The 20,743-nt window shown below is 56.3% G+C and carries 7 protein-coding genes and 1 pseudogene; 3 read left to right on the forward strand and 5 right to left on the reverse strand.

The window, feature by feature from the left end:
• The 3 genes and pseudogenes from BJL95_RS09140 to BJL95_RS26025 all read left to right on the forward strand — a co-directional run.
• Window positions 1-6,558, forward strand: coding sequence for a type I polyketide synthase (locus BJL95_RS09140; RefSeq protein ID WP_071157330.1), 6,558 nt, complete (start codon window positions 1-3; stop codon window positions 6,556-6,558).
• A 32-nt stretch (window positions 6,559-6,590) separates the two neighbouring features.
• Window positions 6,591-11,360, forward strand: coding sequence for a type I polyketide synthase (locus tag BJL95_RS09145; protein ID WP_083385832.1), 4,770 nt, complete (start codon window positions 6,591-6,593; stop codon window positions 11,358-11,360).
• A gap of 834 nt (window positions 11,361-12,194) precedes the next feature.
• Window positions 12,195-12,383 (forward strand): annotated as a pseudogene (locus BJL95_RS26025) (YcxB family protein); the annotation flags it as partial.
• Window positions 12,384-12,687: 304 nt separating this feature from the next.
• Here BJL95_RS26025 and BJL95_RS09150 read toward each other — a convergent pair.
• The 5 genes from BJL95_RS09150 to BJL95_RS09170 form a co-directional block, all read right to left on the reverse strand.
• The gene (locus BJL95_RS09150) at window positions 12,688-15,063 is read right to left on the reverse strand and encodes a TonB-dependent receptor (RefSeq protein ID WP_071157332.1); all 2,376 of its coding nucleotides are present in this window, start codon (window positions 15,061-15,063) and stop codon (window positions 12,688-12,690) included.
• Between the two features lie 373 nt (window positions 15,064-15,436).
• Window positions 15,437-16,405 (reverse strand): FecR family protein, encoded by a 969-nt coding sequence (locus tag BJL95_RS09155; protein WP_071157334.1) that lies wholly within the window; start codon window positions 16,403-16,405, stop codon window positions 15,437-15,439.
• Window positions 16,406-16,462: 57 nt separating this feature from the next.
• Window positions 16,463-16,966, reverse strand: coding sequence for an RNA polymerase sigma factor (locus tag BJL95_RS09160; RefSeq protein WP_064028031.1), 504 nt, complete (start codon window positions 16,964-16,966; stop codon window positions 16,463-16,465).
• A 479-nt stretch (window positions 16,967-17,445) separates the two neighbouring features.
• A complete protein-coding gene (locus BJL95_RS09165; RefSeq protein ID WP_071157336.1) occupies window positions 17,446-19,935 on the reverse strand; it encodes a TonB-dependent siderophore receptor in 2,490 nt (829 codons plus the stop codon).
• A 131-nt stretch (window positions 19,936-20,066) separates the two neighbouring features.
• Window positions 20,067-20,743, reverse strand: a 677-nt coding sequence (locus BJL95_RS09170) for a FecR family protein (RefSeq protein ID WP_139306190.1), incomplete at its 5' end; no start/stop codon positions are given.

Raw genomic sequence — 20,743 nt, forward strand, 5'->3', positions numbered from 1 at the left:
ATGGCGAGTACCGAAGTCCCCGATTATCAGCAATTGGTCAAAAACGCTTTAGTCGAAATTCGAAGGCTAAAAGCCACTATCGCCGAATTGGAGCAAAACCGCGAACAGGACGACATTGCCGTCATTGGCGCGGCGTGCCGCTTTCCGGGCGGCCGGGAGGATGCGGGGGATCTTGAGGCCTTTTGGCAGGTTTTGGCCGACGGCGTGGACGCGGTCAGAGAGGCGCCGGAGCAGCGTTTGAGCAAAGCGCAATTTTACGACCCCAATCCCGATGCCGCCGGTAAAATCCTGAGCATTCAAGGCGGATACCTCAACGATATCGATCAATTTGCCGCCGAGTTTTTTTATATTTCGCCGCGCGAAGCCGACAGTCTCGATCCGCAGCAGCGCCTATTGTTGGAAAGCCATTGGCGGGCGTTGGAACAGGCCGGTATTCCGCCTTCTTCGTTAATGGGCAGTCAAACTGGGTTGTTCGCCGGTATCTGCGGCAACGATTATTACCATCTGCTGGCCAGCCGTGACTATCGCGAAATCGATAGTTATATGGCTTCCGGCACCGCGCATAGCACCGCCGTCGGCCGCTTGGCCTTTTATTTGGGGACGCAAGGGCCGGCGATTGCCGTCGATACCGCGTGTTCCTCGTCGTTGGTGGCGATTCACTTAGCTTGTCAGAGTCTGCGTGCCGGCGAATGCCGATTGGCCTTGGCCAGCGGCGTCAACGCCTTATTGGCGCCCGAATTCAGCATCAATTTTTCGCGAGCCGGCATGCTGTCGCCGGACGGGCGATGCAAAACCTTCGACGATGGCGCGGACGGTTATGTGCGCGGTGAAGGCTGCGGTGTCGTGGTTTTGAAAAAATTGGCCGATGCCCAGCGCGACGGCGACAAGGTCTTGGCGGTGATCAAGGGTTCGGCCACCAACCAGGACGGCCGCAGCAGCGGTTTGACCGCGCCCAACGGTAGCGCTCAGCGCCAAGTGCTGAAACAAGCCTTGCAAGCCGCCGGATTGAAAGCCGAACAAGTCGCTTATGTCGAAGCGCACGGTACCGGCACCAGCCTGGGCGATCCTATCGAGATCGAAGCCTTGCAGGCGGTTTACGGCAGCCGGCGGCAAACGCCGTTGACGATCGGTTCGGTGAAAAGCAACATCGGCCATCTGGAAGGGGCGGCCGGTATTGCCGGCTTTATCAAGACCGTGTTGATGCTGCAACACCAAAAAATTCCCAAGCAATTGCATTTTCAGCAGCCGAACCGGCACGTCGATTGGCAATCCATGAATCTGACGGTCAGCCGGCAATTGGCCGATTGGCCGGTCGAGCAGGGCCAGCCGAGGATTGCCGGCGTCAGTTCCTTCGGCTTCGGCGGGAGTAACGCGCACGTTTTGGTCGCCGAAGCGCCGAAACAGGCGCACGAGGCTGCCGTTTGCCGCCATCGCCGGCAGCTATTGACGCTGTCGGCGCGGACTCCGCTCGAATTGCGCGCGCTAGCACAGGCTTATAGCGACTATTTGTCGGCCAATCCGGGCTTGGAGCTGGCCGACTTTTGTTATACGGTCAATGTGCGGCGCGATCATTTCGCCTATCGGCTGGCCTTGCCGTGCACCAATATGGCCGAAGCGATCGACGGTTTGCGAAGCCTTAGCGAAGGCCAAGCCGGCGAGGAAAGGCGCATGGCCTTGCTGTTCACCGGCCAGGGCGCGTTTAACGGCCCGCTTTTAGACGTGTTCGCCGATTTGCCGTTGTTTGCCGATGATTTCGCTGCCTGCGAAGCGGCATTCGAACAGCAGATGGGACTGTCTTTGCGCGAATTGCTGTTTACCGAGCAGGGCGCGGCGCGGTTGGCATCGACGGAGTATGCCCAACCGGCCTTGTATTGTTTTCAAGTGGCTCTGGCTAGGACTTGGTTGGCCTTGGGCGTCGAAGCGGATTATTTGCTCGGCCATAGCGTCGGTGAATATGCCGCCGCGTGTTTGGCGGAGGTATTCAGTTTTGAAGACGGCTTGGCGCTGATCAAACAGCGCGGTCGGCTGATGGCGGCGCTGAGCGAAGAGGGCGGCATGCTGGCGGTGTTGGCCGAGGCCGATAAAGTCGGGCTCGCCTTGCAAGATTGCGGCAGTAGCCTCTGCGTCGCCGGCTACAACGGCAAAACCAATACCGTGGTATCCGGCGCCAAACACGAGTTGCGTCGCTTCAGCCTTTACCTGGAGCAAAGGGGCTTGGCTTATGCGGTCTTGAACGTCGATCGCGCCTTTCATTCGCCGCTGATGACGCCGATGTTGCGGGAATTCGCGGCTAGCGCGGCCGGCATCGCCTATCGGTCGCCGACTAAAAACATTATTTCCACGCTGACCGGTCAGTTAATCGGTGCGGAAATGGCGAATGCCGAGTATTGGCTGAAGCAGATCAGCAGCCCGGTGTTGTTTAGCCAAGCCTTGGCCGAGTTGGTCGCCAACGACGTGGATGGGATGTTGGAAGTCGGACCGCAAAACGTGCTGAGCAAATTGGTACAACGCGAATACCCGGACGGCCGGATTAAAGCCATCAGTTCCCTCGATAGCCGGCAAGCCGAAGGCGGTTTGCTGGATACGCTGGCGGCGCTTTATCGCGGCGGGGTGAATATCGATTGGCAGGCTTATTATCAGGATTTTAAAGGCCGTCATTTGAATGTGCCGGCTTATCCTTTCAGTAGGCAGCGTTACTGGTTTAAAGCCGCGCCGAGAACGGCCGCGCCAGCGCCGGCCTTGCATCCTTTTTTACAAAACCCATTCGAAACTGCGGATCAGCCGGAAAAGCAAGTCTTTAGCGCCGTTTTGCAAGCCAGCCATCTGGCTTTCCACCGCGACCATCGTTACCACGGCAAGCTCTTGCTCCCCGCCGCCCATTATTTGGAAATGGCGGTTGCGGCCTTGGGCGGTCTGCCTTGCCGCATAGCGCAGGCGAGTTATCCCGCGCCATTGCTATTCGACGAGGAGCAGGCGGTGAGCCTGCAATTGTTACTGACGGCCGATACCGACGGCTACGCTTGCGCTATTTATGCGCGTTGTGCGGATGATTTACCCTGGCAATGCCATTTTAGCGCCAGGATAGAGACGCTGAATCAAGCGGCTGAATCGATGTCGCCTATCCCGGCATTCAACCAAGGATTGGATGTCGAGCGCTATTACCGGGCCATGGCCGAGCGAGGCATCGATTTCGGTCCGGCTTACCGCTTACTGGACAGCCTGTCCGCGCAAGACCAGCAGGCGCTGGGCAAGATCAAAGCCGCCCCGCGAGACAGTGCTTATTTTCTTTATCCGCCGATGCTGGATGCGTGTTTCCAAGTGGCGGGCGCTTTGCTGCCGCAGGACCAAGAAACCTATGTGCAAACGAGTCTGGTGTCGCTGACGTATTACCGGCCGATAGGCCAGGGCGATATCCATGCGCACGCACGGTTAACGGGTGTCGAAGCAGGGCAATGGCTTTTCGATATCGATGTTCTGGCCAAAGACGGCGAGACTATCGCCCGCATACAAGGTTTGGGCTTAAAGCGATTGCCGTCCAATCGGCAAGACGGGCTTTTTTATAAAACTCAATGGCAAGCCGTCGCTAACCCGAGCGACGAGATAAACCCCGAGGCAAGCGCGGCTTGGCTGGCGCAAATTGCCCAAGTCCCCGAGCAATACTGGCCGCAGCCACCAGGCATAGCCGAAAACCAGGTTGAGGTTTTGGAAGCCGAGGCCTTGAATTATGTGCTGAAAGCCTTGCAGGATTTGGCGTTTCCGTACCAAGTGGGTGAAGGTTTCGAATTGGCGCAGTGCCTGCGGCAATTAGGGGTTTTACCGCGTTATTCGAAGTTGCTGCAGCGCTGTTTAACGGTGTTAAGCCAAGCGCAATATTTGAGTCTGGAACAGGAGCAATGGCGAGTGTTGAAACCGCTAGTCGCCGGGCCGGAACAGAGTTCGATAGCCGGCGGCATTGAATGGCAACTGCTCAGGCAATGCGGGCGGGATTTGGCCGGCGTATTAAACGGCAGCATCGATTTTCTGCCGTTGCTGTTTCCGGAAAACAGCAACATTTCCGCCGCGACTTTATATAGCCAAGCGGAAGGTTTTACGATTTTGAACCGTAGCGCGGTTCAGGCCTTGGACGGCTGGTTGGCGTTAATCCCCAAAGGCCGCAAATTAAGGGTCTTGGAAATCGGCGCCGGTACCGGCGGCACGACGCGGCATCTCTTGCCGCTGTTGGCCGGCAGGGTCGATTTCGAGTACCTGTATACCGATTTGTCGTCGGCTTTTTTTAGTTCGGCCGAAGCAAATTTTGCCGGCTATCCCCAACTTAAATATCAAACCTTGGATATCGCCAAAGACCCTTTCAGTCAAGGTTTTGCCGAACATGAGTTTGATTTGGTCGTCGCCGCCAACGTTGTTCATGCCACTGCCGATTTACCGCAAACGCTGTCCCATGTCCGGCAGTTGTTAAACGATCAGGGCGTATTGCTGTTGTTGGAAGGTTTACAGCCCCGGCTGTGGGTGGACTTGATTTTCGGGTTGACCGACGGTTGGTGGGCGTTCAACGATCAGCGGTGCCAGGCGAATTATCCGTTATTGGATCAAAACGGCTGGCAGGGTTTATTGAGCGAAACCGGATTTGCGTCGACGGCCTTCATTACCGCGCAGTTAGACGCAACCGAACGCCTATGCCGACAAAGCGTGATTTTGACTCAGGCGGCGCGAATCCGCAGCCGCCATTGGTTGATCGTCGACGATAGCCAAGGCGCGGCGGACCGGTTGGCCGAGTATTTAAACGCGCGTGGCGACCGTTGTACCAGGATCAACTACGGCCAAGCGCTTTCCCAACACGCCGACGCTTCGTGGACCGTGAACCCATTCCAACGCCGGGATTTCGAGCGCGTGCTGGAACATTGGTTTGAGCCTGAAGAAAATGGCCAATATGCGGTGCTGGTTTGTTCGGGCCTGGACGGCGTTATCGACGAAACCAGCGACAGTCGGGCGGTGGAAAAAACGCTGGCTATCGTTTGCGCCGGCACTTTGCATTTGTTGCAGGCCTTAGGGGCGGCGTCTATCGGATTACAGGCTTTCAATGTGCTGACCCAAGGCGCGCAAGCGGTTGTCGATGGCGATAGGCCGCAAGCCGTGATGGCGGCCTTGTGGGGCATGGTCAGAGTCGCCGCCAAGGAATATCCGCGGCTTCAATGCCGTTTAGTCGATTTGCAAGCAGGGATGGACTTGGATTTACCGACTTGCCAACTGGTTTGCCAAACCGATGCCAAGGCCGAATTGCAAAATGCTGTGCGAGACGGGCGGCTATTCGTGCCGCGTTTAGTGTCTTGCCTTCCCGGCGGCAATCAGCCTTTGACGATACGCGAACAAGGCGTTTATCTGGTGACCGGTGCATTCGGCGGCATGGGCTTTAAGCTAACCCAATGGTTGATCGAGAGCGGCGCCAAGCGCTTAATCTTGTTGGCGAGAACGGCACCGTCCGCGGCGGTGAAGCAAGCGCTGGAACAAGCGGCGGCGGGGGGCGTCGAGATCCATATCCAAGCCGTCGACGTCAGCGATTACGACGCTTTGCGTCGGGCGGTCGATGTACCGGGTCGGCAAGGCTTGGCCGGTATTTTCCATAGTGCCGGCGTGTTCGCCGATTGTTTGCTGCAAGACTACGATTGGCAGGTGTTCAGCAGCGTTTTTCCGGCCAAGGTGGCGGGCGCTTGGAATTTGCATAGGCTGAGTCTGGAGCTTGAAAGCTCTCCGGATTATTTCGTGCTGTTTTCGTCTTCGGCGTCGGTATTGGCCGCCGGCGGTTTGGCCAATTATGTAGCCGCCAACGCCTTTGTCGATGCCTTGGCGGCTTACCGGCGTCGGCAAAATCTGCCGGCGCACGCTATCAATTGGGGGGTCTGGCAAGATACCGGCATGGCGGCGGCGGTCAAGGATATTCGCCGCCAACAATGGCAAACGATGGGCGTCAAGCCGATGGCGACAGATACTGCATTGGCCGCGATGCGGACCGCGATCGAATCCGACGACGCCAATCTGGCGATTATCGACATCGACTTCGATCGCTATGCCGGCAACCAAGATAACGACGGTTATTTTCAAGCGCTGTTGAGCCGCCGGGAACAGGGGCAGGCGACCAAGGCCGCTTCTAACGGCGGGGAGTCTATTGTGTCTTTGTTGCGGCAAAACCCCGATAGTCAGCGGGAAGTCATGCTGGAGCATGTCAGTCGCTTACTCGGGTCGGTATTGGGGATTGCCGGCGACATCGACGCTAGGCGCGGATTTTTCGAGCTGGGCATGGATTCGTTGACGGCGATGGAACTGCGCAACCGCTTGCAACGCGAGTTCGAACCGCCGTTGGATGCGACCTTGACCTTTAAATATCCGACCTTGTCGGCGTTGGCGGATTATCTGTTGAGCTTGCTGGTGGATACTAGGCCCAAGCAGGAAGAGCCGAGCGCCGAGCCTGTTGCCGACGCGAAAAACGCGATAAACAGCGAGGAGCCGATATTATCCTTGGACGAACAATTAGCCGATATAGACCGGTTTTTGGAACACTTCTGAATCATGTCGGCAGACAAAGTACGGGGAGAGACGTGTCGGAGAATGAAGATCAATTAAAACGCGCTTCGCTGGCATTGGCAAAAATGAAACAGCGTTTGCTCGACCAGGAAGCCAAGGCGAACGAGCCGATTGCGATCGTCGGCATTGGTTGCCGCTTACCGGGCGGCATTGATACGCCGGAAGCGTTCTGGCAGTTATTGAGCCGCGGCGAACACGGCATCGTCGACGTGCCTGGCGACCGTTGGGATATGGCTAGCCTGTACAGCGCCGAGCGCGGCGTGCCGGGGAAAATCTATACCCGCAAAGCCGGGTTTATCGAGCGGCCGGGGGATTTCGATCCCGAGTTTTTCGGTATTTCGCCGCGCGAAGCCAAAAGCATGGACCCGCAACAACGCTTGCTGCTCGAGGTTTGTTGGCAGGCATTGGAGCATGCCAACATCGTTCCCGATTCGCTACGCGATAGCGATACCGGTTTGTTTCTCGGCATAGGCCAAAACGACTATGGCCTGTTGCAGCTCTATGCCGACGATTATTCGCGCATCAATACCTACGACGGTAGCGGCAACGGATTTTGTTTCGCCGCCGGTCGGATTTCTTATGTGATGGGCTGGCAAGGCCCATGTCTTGCTATCGATACCGCATGTTCGTCGGCGTTGGTAGCGGTGCATTTGGCCTGCCAAAGTTTGCGCAAAGCCGAGTCCAGGGTGGCGGTGGCGGCTGGCGTGCAATTGATGCTGACCCCCAATGTGGCGATGTTTCTATCCAGGGTCGGGGCACTGGCCGAAGACGGGCATAGTAAAGCCTTCGATGCCGCGGCCGACGGTTATGGACGAGGGGAAGGCTGCGGCGCCCTGGTATTAAAGCGGCTGTCCGATGCCGAGGCCGACGGCGACGACATCATCGCAGTGATCAGAGCCAGCGGCGTGAATCACGACGGCCCCGGTAGCGGCTTGACGGTGCCTAACGGGTTGGCGCAACAAAAACTGATACGGCAAGTCTTGGCGCAAGCCAAAATTAACGCCGAACAAGTGGTTTACGTCGAAGCCCACGGGACCGGCACGGTATTGGGCGATCCGATCGAAGCGGAAGCCTTGGGCACGGTCTATTGCCAAGACCGGGCGCCGGATAATCCTTTGTATATCGGTTCGGTGAAAACCAATATCGGTCATCTGGAAGCGGCGGCCGGTATTGCCAGCATGATTAAAGCCGCTTTGATGTTAAAACATCGCGAGATTCCGGCCAGTTTGGGCTTTTCCGAGCCCAACCCGCATATTCCCTGGGAAACGTTCAAGCTAAAAGTACCGACCCGGTTAACCGCTTGGCCGGAGAAGGTCGAACAGGGTAAGGTGGCCGTCAGTTCATTCGGCATGAGCGGCACCAATGCACACGCCATTTTGCAAGCGCCGCCACCGAAAAAGCGGGACTGTCAAACGTCGACCGGATTGCACCTTTTGACTCTGTCGGCAAAAACCCAAGCGGCTTTGCCAGTCGTCGCAAGTCGCTATGCCGATGCGTTACAGGCATTGCCCGCCAGTCGAATTCAGGATTTTTGCTTTACCGCCAATACCTGCCGCAGTCATTTTTCCTTCCGCAAGGCGCTGGTTGCGAGCGGCGGCGAGGAGCTGATCCAACAATTGCGCGATCCGGGCTTGTTGAACGACGTCAGACCCTGCTCGGAATGGAAAAAGCCGAAACTGGCCTTTTTATTTACCGGACAAGGTAGTCAATATCCGCGCATGGGCTTGGATTTATACCGCAGTGAAGCGGTATTCCGGGCGGCGGTGGACCAATGCGACGCCATTTTGGCGCCTCGGGTTGGTTATTCGGTCAAGGCCTTGTTGTGCGACGAAGCAGACGAACAGCGGTTGAGAACCCATGCCCAGCCGGCGATTTTCGTGTTTCAGTATGCGATGCTGGCCTTGTGGCAAAGTTGGGGGATCAAGGCCGATTTCGTGTTGGGGCATAGCATCGGCGAATACGCGGCGGCTTGCCATGCCGGGGTGTTTGCGTTGTCCGATGCCTTGAAATTGATTGCCGCGCGTAGCAGCAGTATCAACGAGCATGCCGTACCCGGCGCGATGATCGCCGTTGCCGCCGACGAAAAAACCGTTCAGCCCTGGCTTGCTCCCTTCGTCGATTGCGCCGGCATCGCGGTGGTGAATACCGCCAAGAGTCTGGTGATTTCAGGCTTGAAGGAAGCTTTGCAAGAAATTAGCGTCGCGTTGGAGCAGGCCGGGCTTTCCGTTACCCCGTTGAATGTCGCCCACGGATTTCATTCGCAGGCCATGCAAGCGGCTTTACCTGTTTTTGCCGAGATTGCCGAGACCATTGCGTTTCGCGCGCCGGATAAGACCCTGGTATCGACCTTGACAGGCCAAGTCGTCAACGAGGAAATCGCCGGAGCGGATTATTGGGTTAAGCATATCCGCCAAGCGGTGCAATTTTACCCGGCCGTGCGGCAACTCGCCGCGCTAGGGGCGGATATTTTCCTGGAAATAGGACCGAGGCCGGTCTTATTCGGTTTGGTCAAGCAGATCGAGTCCGCCGCGGAAAAAATCTGTCTGCACGGCCAAACCGGTAAGGGCGATAGCCGGGTGGAAACTTACCGGGCGCTGGCTCGGTTATATCAAGCGGGCTTAACGCCCAATTGGCGGGCCGTTGCCGGCGGCGAAAAAATCAAATTGCCAAACTATCCCTGGCAACGGCAGTTTTATTGGCTGGCTGCGCCGACGGCTAAACAAGCGGCGTCCGCAGCTCAGCCGGCGTCTACGGTTTTACAGGCCTTGGTCGAAGGCCAAACCGACAGTTTGTTGGCCGCCTTATGGCAGGATAAAACGCCGAATGAGGACGAACGAAAATTAACCCTGCAAATACTGCACAATCTGACCGCATTGCATCAGCAGGCGATTTCGCAAGATCGGCAGGCGCAATGCGCTTATCAAATTAGCTGGCAGCGCTACGAATTGCCGCAAGCCGGGGCCGCCAAAACCTGGTTGTTGATCGCCGACCGGCAAGGGCGAGCCAAAACGCTGTTTGATGCCGGTTCGGGCGCCAAGATGCCGATGGTCTTGCTCGAATCGGGGCGCGAGTATCAAAAAATAAGCGCGCAACATTATCGCCTGTGTTTCGATAGCGAGCAGGATTGGCAACGTTGTTTGGACGATATTGCCTCGACATCCTCGACGGAACTGGCGGTGATGAATTTTCAAATCTGCGATTTGGCCGATGGCGGGTCGGAAGCCCTCGGCGCGGTGATGGCTCGGTTTATTGCTTGTTACCGGGCTTTGAAACAAGCGGATAAACTGCTACCGATTTGGTGGTTAACCGAGAACGCGCAGGTCGCCGCTGACGGCGACGCGGCAACCGGCTGGTTAAGCGCCGCCGCGTGGGGGCTTGGGCGGGTGATTGGCTTGGAACAACCGGCACTGTTCGGCGGTTTGCTGGATTTGGCCGACAGCAGCCCGGAGCAGTTGACTAAGTTGATGGCGATCATGGCGATAGCGCCTCGCGGCGAACAAATTGCGATTCGGCCGGAAGGTTGCTACGCGGCCAGATTGACACCGAGCGCCTTACCCGCCGCCGCTGTCGTCATCGATCCGCGCGGCGATTACCTGATTACCGGCGGCTTGGGCGGCTTGGGTTTGGCTATTGCCGGCTGGTTGGTGGCGAACAAAGCCGGCCGGGTATGGCTGATTGCCCGCCGTCCGGCTGCGGGCGAGGCGCAGCAGAAGATTGAAGATTTACGGCGGCAAGGCGGCGACGTGCGCAGCGTTCAAGCTGACATCGCCGATGGCGAGGCAGTCGCCGCGTTAATGGCGCATATTCAGCAACAGGGCGGACGCTTGAAAGGCGTCATACATGCGGCCGGAATCTTAAAAGACGGCCTGTTGGAAAATCTGCAAGCGGACGATTTTAAAGCGGTATGGTCGGCTAAGGTCACCGGGGCGTGGTTGTTGCATCAAGCCACCAAAGATGCGGCATTGGATTTTTTCGTGCTGTGTTCGTCGGCGGCTTCGGTGCTGGGTTCCAGAGGGCAAGCGGCTTATGCCGCCGCCAATGCCGCGATGGACGGTTTAGCGCAATACCGCAATCGCTTGGGTTTGCCGGCATTAACCGTCAACTGGGGTGCTTGGGCCGATGTCGGCATGGCCGCCGGCTTGGACCGGGTCGATCAACAGCGTATGCAAGCTAGCGGCGTCGTGGCGATGCCAGCGCCGTTCGCTGTGAGTTTATTGGCGAAAGCCTTGAATGCCGGCGCGAGCCAGCAAGTGTTGATGGACGTCGATTGGCCGTTATTTGGCAAGGCCTTGGCCGAGGCGGCGACTAAACCTTTATGGCAGGTGACCGGCGGGCTGGTAGAAGAGGCCGACGCTATCGCGGATAGTCCAGCATTGCTTAATTTCGAGCAACAAATAGCCGAGTTAAGCCGGGACGAAGCTTACCAATTGGCCAAAACCCAACTCGAGCAAGCGATCAAGCAAGTGCTGTATCTGGACGAAGCTAAAACCATCGATAGTTATCAAGGTTTTTTCGACATGGGGCTTGATTCGATCACCATCGTCGAGTTGAGGGTAAATTTGCAGCGTCGCCTAGGTTGCGATTTGCCGACGACGTTATTGTTTGACTACGCCAATGTGGCCGATGTCTGCGCGTATTTGTTGGCGCGCCACGCAAAACCGCTACTGAGCCCAGTCGAGGACGTTAACGCCGATACCGCCCGGACGGCGGTGGAAAACTTATCCGAGCAGGAATTGGATCGGTTAATTAGCGAGAAATTACAAAACATCCTGGCGGATACGTAAGCCTAGTGGTGAAGGCGTCGCGGTATAGCCCAGACAAATCAAAGCCGCTCCCGACTATCATTGCAGTGGCAGGGGCTGTCAACCGGAAACGCGGGAGTATGGGTTTCCGTCCGAATAAGCTAAATAATTGAAAACCGCCACCAGTTCCGATGCAAGCCAGGCCATCGATTCCAATATGATTACGCCAGTGTTGAATGACGGCTTTTGGAAGTGATGAATTGGCGCAATCGACCCCACGCTGACGATCAATAAATTTTCCGATTGGTAGTAAGGTATGAAAGATCTGCCATTTACAAGCTCACCAGTATTTTATCTCTAGTAGCTCACTCGTTGTAGTTATATCTATGTGGTTATCATATTGAAAATACATGTTGTCAAGATTCGGTATGTAACGGTTTCACACAGGGATTGACGTAAGCGGAGTTTCTAGTGTAAAAGATATGGGGCATAAATGGTTATTATTTTGGAAATTTAAAATTATGAAGCATAAAATCAAATATACTATCGAAGATGCTGCTGATTTTTCAAGAGTCGTAAAGTTGCGATGGCGAAAATATTTAGGGAGTGATGCGGTTGAATTTATCTTATTTTTTTATTCTGGATATTGATAGCAATTGGACTTCTAATTTTAATTTCCTTCTATATAGACGCACAAGAGTATCGGAGTGGTGTCAACCTCATATTGGTATATACGGTGCTTGTTGGCCTATTGATTTGGGGGGCGAGTGCAAGGCGTATTTCAAGATGTAGAAAAATAGCATATTCAGTTGATGGTTTTTTTCTTGCCGAAAAAGAGATAGAAATAACCGATGAAGGTATTTTTTTACATCGAAGTACGGCTCTAATCGCTATAGTTATGAAGCTATCAGCGATATTGTTGTTTCGCAGAAAAATATTTATCTTTTCGTAGATAATTTTCAGGCGATTATTATTCCAAAGGAAATTTGCGACGAGAAGCAAGTAGCCTCGATGAAATCGAGGATTCGAAGGCCGGCATCCTTTCAATTGCCGATTTTGGTTTGATGGCGGAATGGCCACCCCCCCTCGATTTCGCTAACGCTGTATCGAGGCAAGACTTGCTCAACCCTATCTGGCAGAGCATTACCAGGCAGCTATCTATTCAATTGCTGAAACTGACAAGATTGCGCGGCAGTCTACTTCTGGCCGATCCAAGGCATTCAAAACCTTGCAGGGTTTAAATCGGAACCGGTGGCCGCTTTCGGCGATGCGTGCTTTGGGGCGGAATTTTATAGAAGGCGGATTCAACCCGTGCGTCGGTCGATCGAGCGGCTAGGCCGCTCGAAAGCGTCCGGATTCGAAAGGACTATCAATACTCCAAGCGCACCGAGCCCATGAAGGTGCGTGGCGTGCCCCAAAAGTTGCGGTCGGCCCGGCCGGTTTCGAAATATGCCTTGTCCAGCAGATTGTCCGCGTTGATTTGGGTGGTCAGCTTGGTTTTGCCGATGTGGGTTTCGTAGCCGATCAGCGCATTGAAGATCGCGTAACCCGGCAGCTGGAAGTTGTTTTCGTTTGAGCCTTGTCGCTGCGAGCGGGCGACGACGCCGGCGCCGGCGCCGAACTTCAGCCCTTTCAACGCGCCGTCCTGCAAGGTATAGGTATTCCACAGGCTGCCGCCATGCGCCGGGACGTTGGCCAATCGATGGCCTTCATCGACGCCGCCGTTGCTGACGATTTCCGAGTCTATGTAGGAATAAACCCCGATCACCTTCCAGCCCGGCAGTACTTCGCCGGTCAAATCCAATTCGTAGCCGCGATTGCGAGCCTTGCCGACCGCTTCGAAAAAAAGGGAATTGGCGATCGGCGTGGCGATGTTTTGTTTGGTGATTTCGAAATAGGCGGCGGTCAGATTGAGTTTGCCGTCCAGCCATTCTTTTTTGAAGCCGGCTTCCCATTGTTCCGAGATTTGCGGTTTGATTTTGGCTCCACCGCTGGCATAAACCCCAATGTTTGGCGCGCCGAAGCCTTGCACGTAGTTGCCGTAGACGCTGAGCGACGGGATGGGCTGCCAGAGCAAGCCGACCCGCGGCGTGACTTTATCCTCGTGATTGGTGTCCTTGATGCCGCTGCCGAAAGCGCCGAAGTCTTGCCACGAGTTGGCATTGTCGTAGCGCATCCCTAGCAGTAAATGTACGTCGTACGGTAGCTTGATCTGGTCCTGCAAATACAGGCCGAACCATTCGAAGCCCAAATTGCCGACCGCGTCCAGCCGCGAAAGCAAGCCGAGATTGCCCGAATAGACCGGGTTATAGATGTCGATGTCCGGTACCGCTTGCGGCGACGGCCAAGCGAAGGTATTTTCGAACGTAAAATAATCCCCGCCGATCAACAAGGTATGTTCGAATGGACCTGTCTTGAACTTGCCGGTCAAATCGGCGGTAGTGTTGTAAGTGCTGCCCAAATTGTCGCGGTTGCCGAAGTTCGTCCGGTGCAGCGTGCGGTTGTCGTCCGCCAACCCGGCCGGCGCGCCGGGCAGATTTTCATTATCTTCGGTGAAATCGGCGAAGAAGCGGTGGCGGAAGGTCCATTGGTCGTTGAAGGCATGGCTCCAGTCCACGCCGAACAGAATGTCGTCGCTGACCGCGCGGATATTGGGTTCGCTTAAATTGCGATTGCGCGGCAGATCGGCCGGGCGATTGCCGATACGCGGCGGGCCGCCGACATCCGGCGCGGTGTCGTTGTGCAAATAATCGACATAGAAAGTCGCCTGGGTGCGGTCGCTGATGTCCCAATGCACGGTCGGCGCGAAGTAAACCCGCTCGCCTTCGATAAAGTCGCGAAACGAGCCTTTGTTTTCGTAGGCCAGATTGGCGCGGTACTGCACCGTTTTGTCATCGGTCACCGGGCCGGTGGCGTCTATCGTGGTGCGGTAAAAGCGGTAGGAGCCGAATTGCTGTTGCAACGAATAATAGGGTGTCGCCAACGGCGTTTTCGGTACCATGTTGACCATGCCGCCCGGCTCGATGCGGCCGTACAGTATCGAGGCCGGACCTTTCAAGACTTCCACTCGCTCCAAGCCGGCGGTATCGCGCAGGCCGCCCTGAGTCCAGCCAGTCTCCAGCCGCACGCCGTTGTAATACGGGTTGAAATCGACGAAGCCGCGTACGATAAACGAGTCGGTGGTGCCGCCGTTGCCGGGGCTGGCAAACACACCGCTGACGTTTTTCAGCGCGTCGTCCAGACGGGTGATTTGCTGGTCGTTGATCACCGATTTCGGCACCACTTTCACCGACATCGGCAATTCCATCACCGGCGTATCGGTTTTGGTCGCGGTCGTCGCGCTGCGGGTTTGGTAGGCGGTGTTGTAAGGGTCGTTGGTATCGTATTCGGTATTACCGACCACCGTGATCGCCGGCATCGTGGTATTGGCATCGCTGCCGGTGTCGATGCGCTTGATCGCGACCGTGTCGCTCGACGTGAAGGTGTGAGTCAGACCGCTACCCGCCAATAGTCTGCTCACCGCCTGCTGGATCGTAAATTCGCCCGATAGCGCGGCACTGGTTTTACCTTCTACCGCCTCCTCGGCATAGAACACGTGAATGCCGGTCCGGCTCCGCAGGCTTTCCAGCGCCGATGCCAGCGGTTGCGCGGGAATATCGAAGCTAAAACTTTTCTCTTGCGCGGACGCTGTCCACGCACTTCCGGCCAACGCGCAGATTATCAGGGGTTTGGATAGTGAGTGCATAATCCCTCCTTTGGTTATTTTTGCTTCACTATCCGTTAAGAGGGGATTTGCCGCCGACAACCGCCACTTTTCGAAAAAAATCTCGCGGTCGATAAGGACGTGGGCTATCCGGAATGTTTGGGCAATTTAAGGTTGTATGCCCTTCGACTCCGCTCAGGGAACGGCCCTTTGGCTCCGCTCTGGGTGCGGCCCTTCGACTCTATTCAGGGAGCCGCCCAACGACTCCGCTCAGGGAGCGGCCCGACAGCTTTCCGCGCCAACGCGAACGGAATCTGCCGGTTGGCTTATCTATCGGACGGTGTGCGGATAAGGATGCCGCTGGCGGGGCGCGTCAAGTTGTCGGTTCTGCCTATCGCTCGCGCGAGAAAACCGCCTAGCGATCCAACACGATCACGCCGGACGCTGCTTGCCGGATCTTGATCGGCAAGGCCGCCGCGATGACCTTCAGGGCTCCGGTCAAATCGGTGCTGGGAAAATCGCCGCTGACCTTCAGGTCGCGCAAGGCCGGATCGGCGAGTTGCAAGTCCACCGCGTGGTAGCGGCTCAATTGCTCCAAGACCTCGGTCAGCGGCGCGTTGCGAAACACCAGTAAATTCTTTTGCCAGGCCGTCACTGTGTCGGCATCGAACGCTGTCGGCGCGCCCAGACTGCCGCGTGCGTCGAAATGGATTTGGCTGCCGGCCGGCAGGCGCTCGTTCAGCGTGCTGCTGACGGTGGCGACTTCGACTTCGCCTTCCATCACGCTGACAGTGGTGCCGTCGCGGCCTTGGTAGACGTTAAAACGGGTGCCGATGTCGCGAATGCGGCCGGAGGGAGCGAGCACTTCGAAGGGCTTGGCCGGATCGTGTTTGACGTCGAATACAGCCTCGCCGCGCTCCAGGGTGACTTGCCGAGTCTGCCAAGCATAATTCACTCGTAGACGGCTATCGGTATTCAATTCGACCCGCGAACCGTCGGCCAACGCGACCGATAGGCGTTGACCCTTGCCGGTGCGGTATTCGGCCGAATTCAGCCAGTTCCAGGTTAGCGGTGGCGTGGCGACCAGCAACGCCGCCAGTGCCAGACCGCGCAAACGCCGGTTTCGCGCGCGCCGGATTTGGTATTGCGCTTCGCGAAATTGGGCGCGGGCGTTCGTCAAGTTCACATCGGCGGGCTGGCCTTCGGATGGCGCGAAGTTCCGCCAAACGGCGGCGGCATGGCGATAAGCCGGAAGATGACGGGGATCGGCGTCCAGCCAAGCCTGGAAAGCGCGCTGTTCCGTGCTTGAACCGGCGCCGTCCAGGCGTTTTAACACCCAGTGGCTGGCTTGTTCGGCAATATTGGGATCGGTTGGTTTGATCATGGCGGCGGTGAAACGCGACTGAGGACTACGGTGGCGACTTGTAAAACCAGCCGCCAGTCATTCTCGCGGCTGATCCAAGCGGGCGCAGCAATGCGCCAAGGCCTTGGCGCAGTAACGTTCGACCGTGCGGCGTGGCAGATTGAAGGCCTTGGCGATATCGGCCTGGGGAATGCCGTCGATGCGGTGCAGTAAAAAGCAGGTTCGGACAATTTCCGGCAAATCCTGCAGCGCTTGCAGGCTGAATTGGTAGCTTTGCTGGCTTTCGGCCACCGTTTCCGGTAACGGTAGCGGACACGCATAATTGTCGTACTCAGCGTTTTCGTGGTCGATCAATTCCAACGACGGCCGGCGGAATTGATCGGCGCTGAGATTCGACGTGATCTTGAACAAATAGGCGCGAGGGTTGTTCACCGCCGGCAAATCGGCATGTTGCAGCAAGCGCAAAAAAGCATCCTGCACCAAGTCTTCGGCATTGTCGTAATTCCCTTTGCGCTCGGCGAACGCCAGCAATTCCTCGCGGTGGCGGCGAAACAGTTTGTCCAGCAGGTGATTGATCGTCATAGGCAAGGGTTCGCGGTCAATTCGATTTCGATGATCCGGTGCCGGCAACGTTTTCCAAGCGCTTTCGGCTCGGTGGCGTAACTTCGACATTCCGACGACGGTTAATTCAGCATAACGCATTCAGCCGATGTCGCGCACCTGGATTGATTGGGTTGGGACAGGCGACGGCCCGTAAAGGCGCTCTTTTCGAGGAATCAATTCGGCATTGGGAATATGGGCGAACTGAGCGTTAAGTGGCGAATGGGAGTGCCGTATTTTCCGCGAATTCAAGCGGTTTAGGTGCGGAGCGTAGGTTGAGGTGGGAACCCCAACACGATGCCCCAAACCCAAACCCAAACCCAAACCGCAAGCCATCAACAACGAAACTAAAGATACCAATACTTTCAAATGCCAGCAATGTTGGAGTTCGTAACTCACCCCTTGCGCGTGCGAGGATCAGTGCATCGATCGGATGAGGATCGCTAAAGGCTTGCCGAGCTCTAATATTCGATCCGTACCGATCCCAAAAAAGTTCTCGGCGCTCCGATAAGCACATCGGCTCCTGTATTGCTGCCGGCGAAATAATATTTATCCGTTAAGTTATCAATATTAAGCTGAGTGGTTAGTTTGGCCTTGCCAATGTTCAGAGAATAACTGGCCATTAAATTGACCAATACGTAGCCCGGTATTTGGTAATCGTTATTCCAATTGCCTTGCCGTTCGCTCAAAGCCGTAATCCCGCCGCCGAATTTGAAGCCTTTCAAACGGCCGCCGAGAAATTCGTAGGAACTGAATAAACTACCTGCATTGTGCGGCGCGTTGGGCATGCGTTTGCCTTGAAAACCGTCGCCACCGTCCCAGCCTACGTCGCGGGTGGTATTCGCGAAAAACAAGTGACTATAGCCGCCTATGATTCGCCATCCGGGCAATAATTCGCCGGAAACATCGATTTCCGCGCCGCGACTTTCCGCTTCACCGATGGACCGCATCAGCAAGGTATTATTCGGGTCCGGCGTCGCCATGTGTTGCTTGGTCAGATCGAAATACGCCATCGTGGCGCTGAATTGTCCGTCGAACAGTTCGGTTTTAGCGCCAAGCTCCCACTGTTGAGCGGTTTGTGCCGGCAGGATGCCGCCCGCGCCGTTAATCCCGTTTTGCGCGCCGAAATTCTCGGTATAGCTGCCGTAAAACGACAATTCCGGTATCGGCCGCCAGAGCAGGCCTCCACGCGGGCTCACCCGGTTTTCGTTACCGGATTTTAAATTCGTTAGATGGTCGAATTGATCGGCTTGATCGTAGCGGAAGCCGCCCAAGGCAATGAGGTTATAGGGTAATTCGATTTGATCCTGAAAATACAATCCGTGCCAGGCCGTGGAGTTATCGACGCCGAAAGTGACGCGATTATTGACATCTATGTCGTCGAATCCGACCGTGTTATGAACCGGATTAAGTAAGTTAAAATTACCGGGTATGAAGCGAACGTCGAAAGGATCCTTGGCGTCGGAACGATAATAATCGCCGCCTATTAGCAAGGTATTTTTTAAGCCCATAATGTCGAGTTTCCCGCTTAAATTCATCGAGGTAAAGTAATTATCGGTCGATGCCAACTGACGTTCGTAACCCCGCGCCACATTACCTTGGACATCCGCCAATCCGGTTAACCAAGCGTCTCGAACATCGGCGTTAATACCGGTGTAATAAAAACGATGGGATAGCGTCCAATTATCGTTAAAGCCGTGCGACCAGTTAAACCCTGCCAGAATTCGGTCTCCTTTATTCGAATTCCACCCCGGTTCTCTAGCGGTCAAGTTTCTCGAGAACTTTGGAAGATAAGCTGACGAACCATTGGAAAGCGCCGTCACGACTGCTCCCGGTGTTTCGTCGAAGCGTTGATATTCCATTTCCGCAGTAAATTGCGTGCGCGGGCCTATGATCCATTTCAGGGTTGGAGCCACGAATATGCGGTCGCTATTCACAAAATCCGAATAGGAGCCGGCGCTTTCGTAGGCGCCGTTGAAGCGGTATAACAGGTTACCGTCTTTCGTCATTGGGCCGGTGGCATCTATGCTGGTCCGGTAGTAATCGAACGAACCGAATTGCTGCTGTAATGAATAATAAGGTTTTGCCAGCGGTTGCTTGGTGACCAGATTGACGATACCGCCCGGCTCGACCCGGCCGAACAACAGCGATCCAGGGCCTTTCAGGACTTCGATTCGTTCCAGATTGGCCGGGTCGCGCTTGCTCGAAAACGCGTTGCCGCCGTTTTGCGGAACGGGGTTGCCGTCGCGGTAAAACAGAATGTCGTTGCCGGTCGAGAATCCGCGGATATTAAAACTATCGCGCAGACCGGCACTAGAGGATTCTTGGACAACGCCCGCCACATTCTGCAAAGCTTTTTCGATTCGAATAACTTGCTGATCTTCCATGACTTGCTTCGGTACTGCCTTGACCGAGTAAGGTGTTTCCATGATCGGTGTATCGGTTTTGGTGGCCGTGGATGCGTTAGGCAGGCTGTAGGCGGGGTTGTAAGGATCGTTCGCGTCGTAAACCGCCTGTCCGAGCACCGTCACCGCCGGCATCGTCGCGGCGCCGGACGGCAGCGGTTTTTCGGCGGCTTTTTCCAGCGTGATGCTGCCGCTGTCGGTTTGTCGGGCATTGAGGCCGCTACCGCTGAGCAAGCGTTGCAGTGCGGCGGATGGCGTGTAGCGGCCATTCAAGCCGTCGCTAACAAGACCGCGTACCAGTTCGGCGCCGAACAGGACGCGCTGGCCGCTGATTTCGGAAAATCGTAGCAGCGCATCGGACAATGAGCCGGCGCCAATATCGAAATTCATCGTCTGTTGGCTGATGCCGCTGTCCGGGGCGGCCGTTCCGACAGCCGGCACGGCCACTAACAAACTGCCGCACAGTGCCGCGATCGCCGCGGGCAACGGCGAAAGTTCGACGCGACGCGGGTTGCCGATGTTTGAGTCCTTACGAGCATGTTTCATCTGATCTCCTGATTATCCGAATTGGAAACGCCCGCCGCGCGCTGCCGTGCGGCGAACTTGGAGATAAGACGAAACGGCGGCGGGGGAGTATCTACTCGCCGGGTAAACTTTTTTGCGCGAGTCGCGGCGGACTAACGGGCGGACAGCAAAACCAGGTGGGAACCCAAGGTGCGGACGCGTACCGGCAGGCTTTGTTCGATGGCTTGCAGGGCCAGATCGGTATCGCCGATCCCGAATACGCCGGTGATCGGTAAGCTCTCGATGGCCGAATCGGTAATCAGGATTTTGCCGGGCCGATAGCGTTCTAGTTCGGCCACTACCGAAGCTAGCGGCTGTTCCTGAAACACGATCCGCTGCTGGCGCCAGGCGGCGATGCGTGACGGGTTGACGGTCTCGGCGCGACCTAAAACGCGGCTGTCGAATTGAATTTGCTCGGCTTCGTTCAATCGTTCCAAGGTCTTGCCGTCCGCGTTGCTGACTATGACCGCGTGCTCGACCACGGTGACTCTCACCCGGTCGCGGTCGCGCAGGACATCGAACGCGGTGCCCAGCGCTTGCACCGTGCCGGCGCCGGCGTCGACGACGAACGGCCGCGCGGGATCGGCGGCAACCTGAAAAAACGCTTCGCCGCGATGCAGGCTGACCCGGCGTTGTTTAGCCGAAAAATCGACCGACAGCGCGCTGCCGGTGTTCAGCATCACGCTGGAACCGTCGGCCAATTGTATTTGGCGCTGGCCGCCGACCGCCGATTGGTAATCGGCCCAATAGCCGGATGCGCGCAAATGGAGCGCCGCCACCGCCAACAATA

The sequence above is a fragment of the Methylomonas sp. LWB genome (assembly GCF_001856095.1).
In the GTDB taxonomy this organism is placed as follows: Bacteria; Pseudomonadota; Gammaproteobacteria; order Methylococcales; family Methylomonadaceae; genus Methylomonas; species Methylomonas koyamae_A.

What these genes read in the sequence shown, in the direction of transcription:
- BJL95_RS09140 (WP_071157330.1), top strand. Translation starts at nt 1, where the DNA reads ATGGCGAGTACCGAAGTCCCCGATTATCAGCAATTGGTCAAAAACGCT.
- BJL95_RS09160 (WP_064028031.1), bottom strand. Translation starts at nt 16,966, where the DNA reads ATGACGATCAATCACCTGCTGGACAAACTGTTTCGCCGCCACCGCGAG.
- BJL95_RS09155 (WP_071157334.1), bottom strand. Translation starts at nt 16,405, where the DNA reads ATGATCAAACCAACCGATCCCAATATTGCCGAACAAGCCAGCCACTGG.
- BJL95_RS09165 (WP_071157336.1), bottom strand. Translation starts at nt 19,935, where the DNA reads ATGAAACATGCTCGTAAGGACTCAAACATCGGCAACCCGCGTCGCGTC.
- BJL95_RS09150 (WP_071157332.1), bottom strand. Translation starts at nt 15,063, where the DNA reads ATGCACTCACTATCCAAACCCCTGATAATCTGCGCGTTGGCCGGAAGT.